Source organism: Flavobacterium sp. ST-158 (assembly GCF_058309975.1).
The window spans coordinates 1-6,303 of record NZ_JBZEEN010000020.1 but is presented as its reverse complement, the minus strand read 5'-3'; the positions used below and the strand labels follow the sequence as shown (position 1 = coordinate 6,303).

The window sequence follows — 6,303 nt, the reverse complement described above, 5'->3', positions numbered from 1 at the left end:
ATTCACTTTTCAACTCCTTTATCAAGACAAAAGAAAACCAATCACTCCCCACTAACGATCCATCATCAACCATTCACCATCAACCATCAACCATTAACTATCAACCATCAACCATTCACTTTCAACTCCTTTATCAAGACAAAAGAAAACCAATAATCCGCAACAAAACACAAAAAAAAGCCAGACCTTTCGATCTGGCTTTCCCCTCATTTAATTCCTTGTTATACCAACAAGAACCAAACTACTTTTTGTGCTTCTTAATCAAAACTTTGAGTACAACAGACATACTGAAACTAACAATAGCCCCAATACAGGCAAGTATCATCGTTTTTAGTACATCTTCCGAATGCAAATTCGGCAAAATACTCAAAAAAGTGCCACTAGCGGTACCAATTACAGTTGCATTACTGTGCGTCATCATCATTTTCGCTTGTGATAGTCAACTGGCTAACCGCTGTCACAACACCGCCTGCAACAGTCAAATAACCACCAATGGTAGTCACTACTACTGGCAAAGCAATAGGAGCTGTTAAGAGCGTTCCTCCAACAGCCGCCAAAGCCAAACCAATTGTTCGAAGCACTTTAAAAAACTTTGGTGTGGGAGCCGAAGCTCTATTTATAATTTTTTTCATAATTTAAAATTTAAGATTGAATAATTAATACAACAGAGTCTTTGTTGTCCAGGGCCTTATAAACAAAGTCCTTTAGGTTAGTGAAAGCTTTTCGAGAAAGCCAACCCTTTCCAGGTCCAGATAGTTGACTTACGGGAGCAATACAACCTTGTAATTCCTTTGCAGCATCATTCGCTGGATGAAAAAGAATACAGCTTCTATTGGCAACCGCAACTACCTCCAAGTGCCATTGAAATCGGGCACTATACCGTTTTTTGATAAAATATTCCCCCTCAGGAATACAGGAAACTTTCCTTTGGTTTTGCTTCCAAGGCAATTCAATCGTTTTACAAACCAATTGCCCCTCACATTCCAGTATCCCATTCGTTCCTTCAGGGAAATAAGTTCGCTTTAATACTAGTTTCATACAGAATCAAACTTGAAAGGCAATGCCCAATACGCTAAAGTCAAAAGTCAAAAGTCAGAAGTTATTAACCTAACCTACAAACAGCTGCCATCTGCCCCTGAACACTTCCCCCGTTCATCTACACTCCTCCATCAACTTTAACAAGCGATAGCGGATTACTAGCTCCATTTTTTAAAGCATACATTGCCCCATTGATTTCTTGGTAAAAGCGGATGCCTACAACAAGGAATAAAGGTGTAGTACTTGCCGGAGTCACAGCATTACTATGACTAATAGCAATACTGGGAAGCATATCCCAAGCCAGAATATCAGTTTCGGAATGACTTTCGACATAGCTTTCTCCTTCAAAATCAATCTCAGCCCCAGCCGAAATAATTTGATAATGAGTAGTACCACTAGGGGCAGCTATCATGTTCTGTGGAATAAACGAATCCACAACAAAATCGAGGGTTCCGTTAACACGGTCAATGCTAGCTTCAAAGGGGGCAAACAAAGTACTGCCTAATTTACCTCTGATATTAAAATCAAAACCACTAAGCAATTCGGCTTCTCCATCGATAACATTGCGTAATCCGCGTACACTGGTGAGATCAGCCTGAATAACTTTGACCAGCTGTTGGGTAAGTCTGCCTACCATTTTGCTATCACTAGCATAGAGCAGTAAAGGACGCAGCGCTGTTCTTAATAGCTTACCGGCTTTTCCTGCTCGGCCAAATTCAGAACCATTTTCTCGGGTTCTTTGAAAGGCGGGATCGGTCGCAATTCTATTGGCATCAATGCCTCCTTTTTCACGAGCAATATAGCCGTCTTTTGTTTTATAAAAAGTAATATCTCCGATAGTACCTTTCAATTTAATTATGCCTTTCTGTTTTGCCATAACTTTAAATTTTTGTGTGAATACTAAATTTTTAAATCAATTCATTTCGATAATCGTTGCAACTACATCGCGAATGATGAGAACAAAGATTCAGCTATTTTAAGCTTATATACAATGCAACTATTTAAAAATCAACTAAAAACAGATAAAAACAACTATTTTAATACGTCGAAATAGACTACAATTATTTATATTTGTATAACTATATTAGGATTTATTTAATAATCTGTATAGTTATTTTAGGACGGGTCAAGGAGGGGACAAAAGCATAGTTAAAGCACGGATAGTGTATAGTTAGTGTATGAACGAAGCATCAAAACTGAAAAATGGCAAAAACAACATTAAAAGCATTGTAGAAAGGACTCGAATCCTAAGGCAAAAGAAAATACGGAATCATATTTCTATTTACATCGTACCATAATCCATCAACTGTTTTTTAGTAGCTTAAAGTCGAATTGTTATATTAAAATTATAAAATTGATACCAAGAGGCACACGGGTATGTATATATCCTAAAGATGTGCAGCGTATTATGGGCAAAGAGTATCCACAAGCAAGATTGTATCTATTGAAGGTGAAAAAACATTTCAATAAAGCTTCACATCAATTAATTTCTATTGAGGAATTTTGTGAATATTCAGGTCTTAAAATAGAACACATACTACGTTGTATATTGGGATAAAGAAACAGCTAGAGTCTGTAAAGCCTTATCAAATTATCCAAACTAGTTTATAAAGTAGTTCATTTATTAGTTAGCTTTCAAAATAATTAAAATACGATTAGTGCTATTGCTGTAAATCCAAGAGAAGATTTAAACTCCTTAGTTCTAATGCTAAAACTGTAAATATAAAGGCCATTATTAGAGAAAGGTCTGGAAAACATCACAAACCTAGCTAAACTATACAAAGAAGGAGGTATTAAGACAAAAAGAGATATAATTGGTTCGATATTTTCTGAAAAATTAGAATTTGATAGGTAGGAATATCGAACCGCTCGTATGAATGTGATTGTTTATCGTATTTTTCAGTAGACAACAAGTTATGCGGAAATAAAAAAAGGAGAAATGATTATTTTAATCATTTCTCCTGTCAAGTAGCGAAGACGGGAGTTGAACCCGTGACCTCAGGGTTATGAATTCGGTCAAAAAATCCAAAAATCCCATGAAATATACACTCTTACAGCGCTTAAAATTTTATAAATCGTGTACGGAATAGTGCACGTTAATAATTAAAATTTTAAGCTAAATTAATAAAAATTAATGAATGTTAATTCACTTATTTTTGGTAATTATGAATTTGATAATTTTTCGATTAAAAAGCGAAATATGAGTTGAAATTTATATAAAGAAGAAGATCTTGAATTCGGTAGAAATCGATGGTGAAAAGACGGAATTATGCAATATTTATGCATTGCTTTATACCTTTAAACAAGTTTAAAGGTATAAAGCAATGCTGAATTATCCAAATTTATTTTAAAAAATGTCCAGTTTTTTTTGAAATAAACTGGACAAATTAATTATATTTGTATTCTTATAAACTATGAAAACATCTGAATATATATCGTTTACAGTAGATAGACTTCCAAAAGGATATATTTTCACCTATGCTGACTTTGTTACAGAGGTGAATAAAAAAGAAGCAGTCATTAAAGCACTCAATAGAATGGCTGAATCAGGAAAAATAACAAAACTCTCTAAGGGTAAATATTATAAGCCTGAAAACACTCCTTTTGGTAAATTAGAACCTAATCAAGCTCAAATTGTAAAGGACTTAATGGAAAGCGACGGCAAACTAACAGGATACTTAACGGGCTATAGTGTGTATAATCAATTAGGGCTTACAACACAGGTTAGTAATACGATTCAAATAGGGAAAAATGAAATCCGTTCTGCTTTTCAACGGGAACGTTATATGATTTCGTTTATTAAGCAAAAGAATACCATTACTAAGGAAAATATTCCATTGTTACAATTGTTGGATGCTATTCGTTATATAAAGAAAATACCAGATAGTAAACCTGAATTATCATGTAAAAGATTGTTAGCAATCATCAAAGGTTTGTCGGATAAGGATAAAAGTACTATGGTGCGTTTAGCTCTTAAATATCCACCTGCAACGAAAGCACTTTTGGGAGCTATATTGGATGAATTGAATGAAAGTACTCTTACTGATTCACTTTATAAAACATTGAACCCTGTCACCAAATATAGATTATCAGTTGATAAAGTACTGACTCAAACTGAAAAATGGAATATTATATGAAACTACACGAGAATAAACAACTTTTTAGACAAGCAGTTCAGTTTACAGCGCAACAAATGAATATTCCAGAAATATATGTTGAAAAAGATTATTGGGTCACTTTTGCATTGCATACTATTTTTAATCATGACATAGGTAAAGACACTATTTTTAAAGGAGGAACAGCTCTGTCTAAATGTTTTAATTTAATAGAACGATTTTCGGAAGATATAGATCTTGTGGTATTAAGACATGATGGGGAATCTAATAATAAGCTAACGAATAAAATCAAAAAGATTAGCGAAGTTATAAATACAGTCTTACCAGAAGTAGTGGTTGAGGAAGTTACTCATAAAATGGGGATGAATAGAAAAACGGCTCATACTTACGCAAAGGAATTTAATGGTAATTATGGTCAAGTAAGGGATGTCATTATAATCGAAGCTACTTGGTTGGGGTATTTTGAACCCTATACAACAAAAAGCATTAATTCTTATGTAGGGAATATGATGATTACTAATGGACAATCTGAAATTGCTAAAGAAAATGGATTGTTATCTTTTGAAGTATTGGTACTTGAATCAGTGAGAACCCTTTGTGAAAAAATAATGAGTCTTGTACGGTTTTCCTATTCCGATAATCCTATTGAAGATTTAAAGAAAAAAATCAGACATGCTTATGATCTACATCAATTGCTGCGGAAAAAAGAATTATTTGAGTTTTTTCATTCCATAGATTTTGAAAAAATGTTGTTGACGGTAGCTAAAGATGATGTGATAAGTTTTAAAAACAATAATGAATGGTTAGTGAATCATCCTGCTGATGCAATTATTTTTAAAGAGTTGGATGTTGTTTGGGATGCGGTAAAAGTAACCTATACTTCTGATTTTAAAAACTTAGTTTATGGCGATTTACCAAATGAAACTGATGTTCGAGATACCTTACAAATAATTGGAGAACGATTAAAAACAGTCATTTGGGATGTGAAAGTATAGGTGTTACTTGTTAACCAATATTCTCAATCTCATTATGCTCATTATCCAACAATTCAAAAGTTCTGATAAGATTAATGATTTCAGGGTTTATGGTAGCTAATCGGTTTACTTCAATTTCTGTTTTAGTGAGTTGTTTTTGAACCTTTACAGGGTTGTTTCTGCTTTCAATATAAATATCAGCTAAATCCGTTCCTTCGGGAACGTTTTTATCTTCAATAAATCGACTGCATTTTATTTTGAAGCCCTCTTTTTGTAGTTGTAATGCAGTTTTATTCCAATCGTTATATTCGATTTTATCAGGATATGCCAAAATGGTATAGCCTTTTATGGGTAAGAGCATTTTGGCACTAAAATTGCCTTTCCCGCCAGTTGCTAACCAAATATAATTTGGTAAAAATAAGCTCATTATTATAGCCGTTTTTTCAGACTCCACAATGGCAATTTTCTTGGATCTTGACTGATTGGTCAAATGCAGTCCAAATAGGCATTGTTGCAATTTAAAATCCTGTAATTTTAAAAGTTTATGTACCCACTGGATGTGTTTGTAAGTTGTTTTAACTCGATTGCCAGTAACACTATCATAAAGCATCACTTTTCCAGCCATTACACTATTTTGTGTGTTAATTTGCCAAAAAACGGTTGCCCCTGACCAATGCTTTGATGTTCCTAGTTTGTAACGACTAATAACAGATTCAATTTCTTCCATTGAAAAATAAGTTTTCAAAAATTTAATAAAATTGTTTTCTTCAAAATTTCTGTTGCATAATGCTAAAAAGTCAGACTGTATTGTAGAAGCTGGTCTAGTAACTATTGGTTCCACATATTCCGTAAGCACGCTATTTTTATTTGGATATCGATGATATTTACAACTACTTTCTCTGTCACATCTCCCAAATTGGCTTTCTAAATAGGCGTTGGTTTCATTATCTACATATTTTACAAATCTTTTTTTGCCGCATTTAGGGCAAATAAATTTTTTACTGGATTTGTCGAGAGAATATTTATACACGGTTTTTAGGTATTATTCGTAACACTCGTAATATTCGTAACCCCTACGAATATTACGAGTGTTACGACTTGGACATGCTAACTTAGCCATCACAGAAAGTTAAGAAATAATCTTAATTTTAACCTATGAAACAAGTCCGCAAAAT

6 protein-coding genes are annotated in these 6,303 nt (G+C 33.6%); 2 read left to right on the top strand and 4 right to left on the bottom strand.

Going from position 1 to position 6,303, the window contains the following annotated elements; translation table 11 throughout:
* Positions 1-404 precede the first annotated feature (404 nt).
* From AC4FRF_RS17335 to AC4FRF_RS17325, 3 genes are all read right to left on the bottom strand, one after another.
* Positions 405-632 carry a hypothetical protein gene (locus AC4FRF_RS17335; protein WP_491161533.1) on the bottom strand — a complete coding sequence of 76 codons (228 nt, stop codon included), beginning with the start codon at positions 630-632 and terminating at the stop codon, positions 405-407.
* A 10-nt stretch (positions 633-642) separates the two neighbouring features.
* The gene (locus tag AC4FRF_RS17330) at positions 643-1,038 is read right to left on the bottom strand and encodes a DUF5675 family protein (protein ID WP_491161531.1); all 396 of its coding nucleotides are present in this window, start codon (positions 1,036-1,038) and stop codon (positions 643-645) included.
* 118 nt (positions 1,039-1,156) lie between these two features.
* Positions 1,157-1,915, bottom strand: a complete 759-nt coding sequence (locus AC4FRF_RS17325; protein WP_491161529.1) for a hypothetical protein — start codon at positions 1,913-1,915, stop codon at positions 1,157-1,159.
* Positions 1,916-3,452: 1,537 nt separating this feature from the next.
* Here AC4FRF_RS17325 and AC4FRF_RS17320 point away from each other — a divergent pair.
* Positions 3,453-4,175 (top strand): DUF6088 family protein, encoded by a 723-nt coding sequence (locus tag AC4FRF_RS17320; protein ID WP_491161527.1) that lies wholly within the window; start codon positions 3,453-3,455, stop codon positions 4,173-4,175.
* Positions 4,172-5,149, top strand: a complete 978-nt coding sequence (locus AC4FRF_RS17315; protein ID WP_491161525.1) for a nucleotidyl transferase AbiEii/AbiGii toxin family protein — start codon at positions 4,172-4,174, stop codon at positions 5,147-5,149. Before AC4FRF_RS17320 ends, AC4FRF_RS17315 begins: the two co-directional genes overlap by 4 nt.
* Positions 5,150-5,159: 10 nt before the next feature.
* On the opposite strand, the gene AC4FRF_RS17310 is transcribed toward AC4FRF_RS17315, so the two are convergent.
* Positions 5,160-6,158, bottom strand: coding sequence for a DUF6371 domain-containing protein (locus AC4FRF_RS17310; protein ID WP_491161524.1), 999 nt, complete (start codon positions 6,156-6,158; stop codon positions 5,160-5,162).
* Between the last annotated feature and the right edge of the window lie 145 nt (positions 6,159-6,303).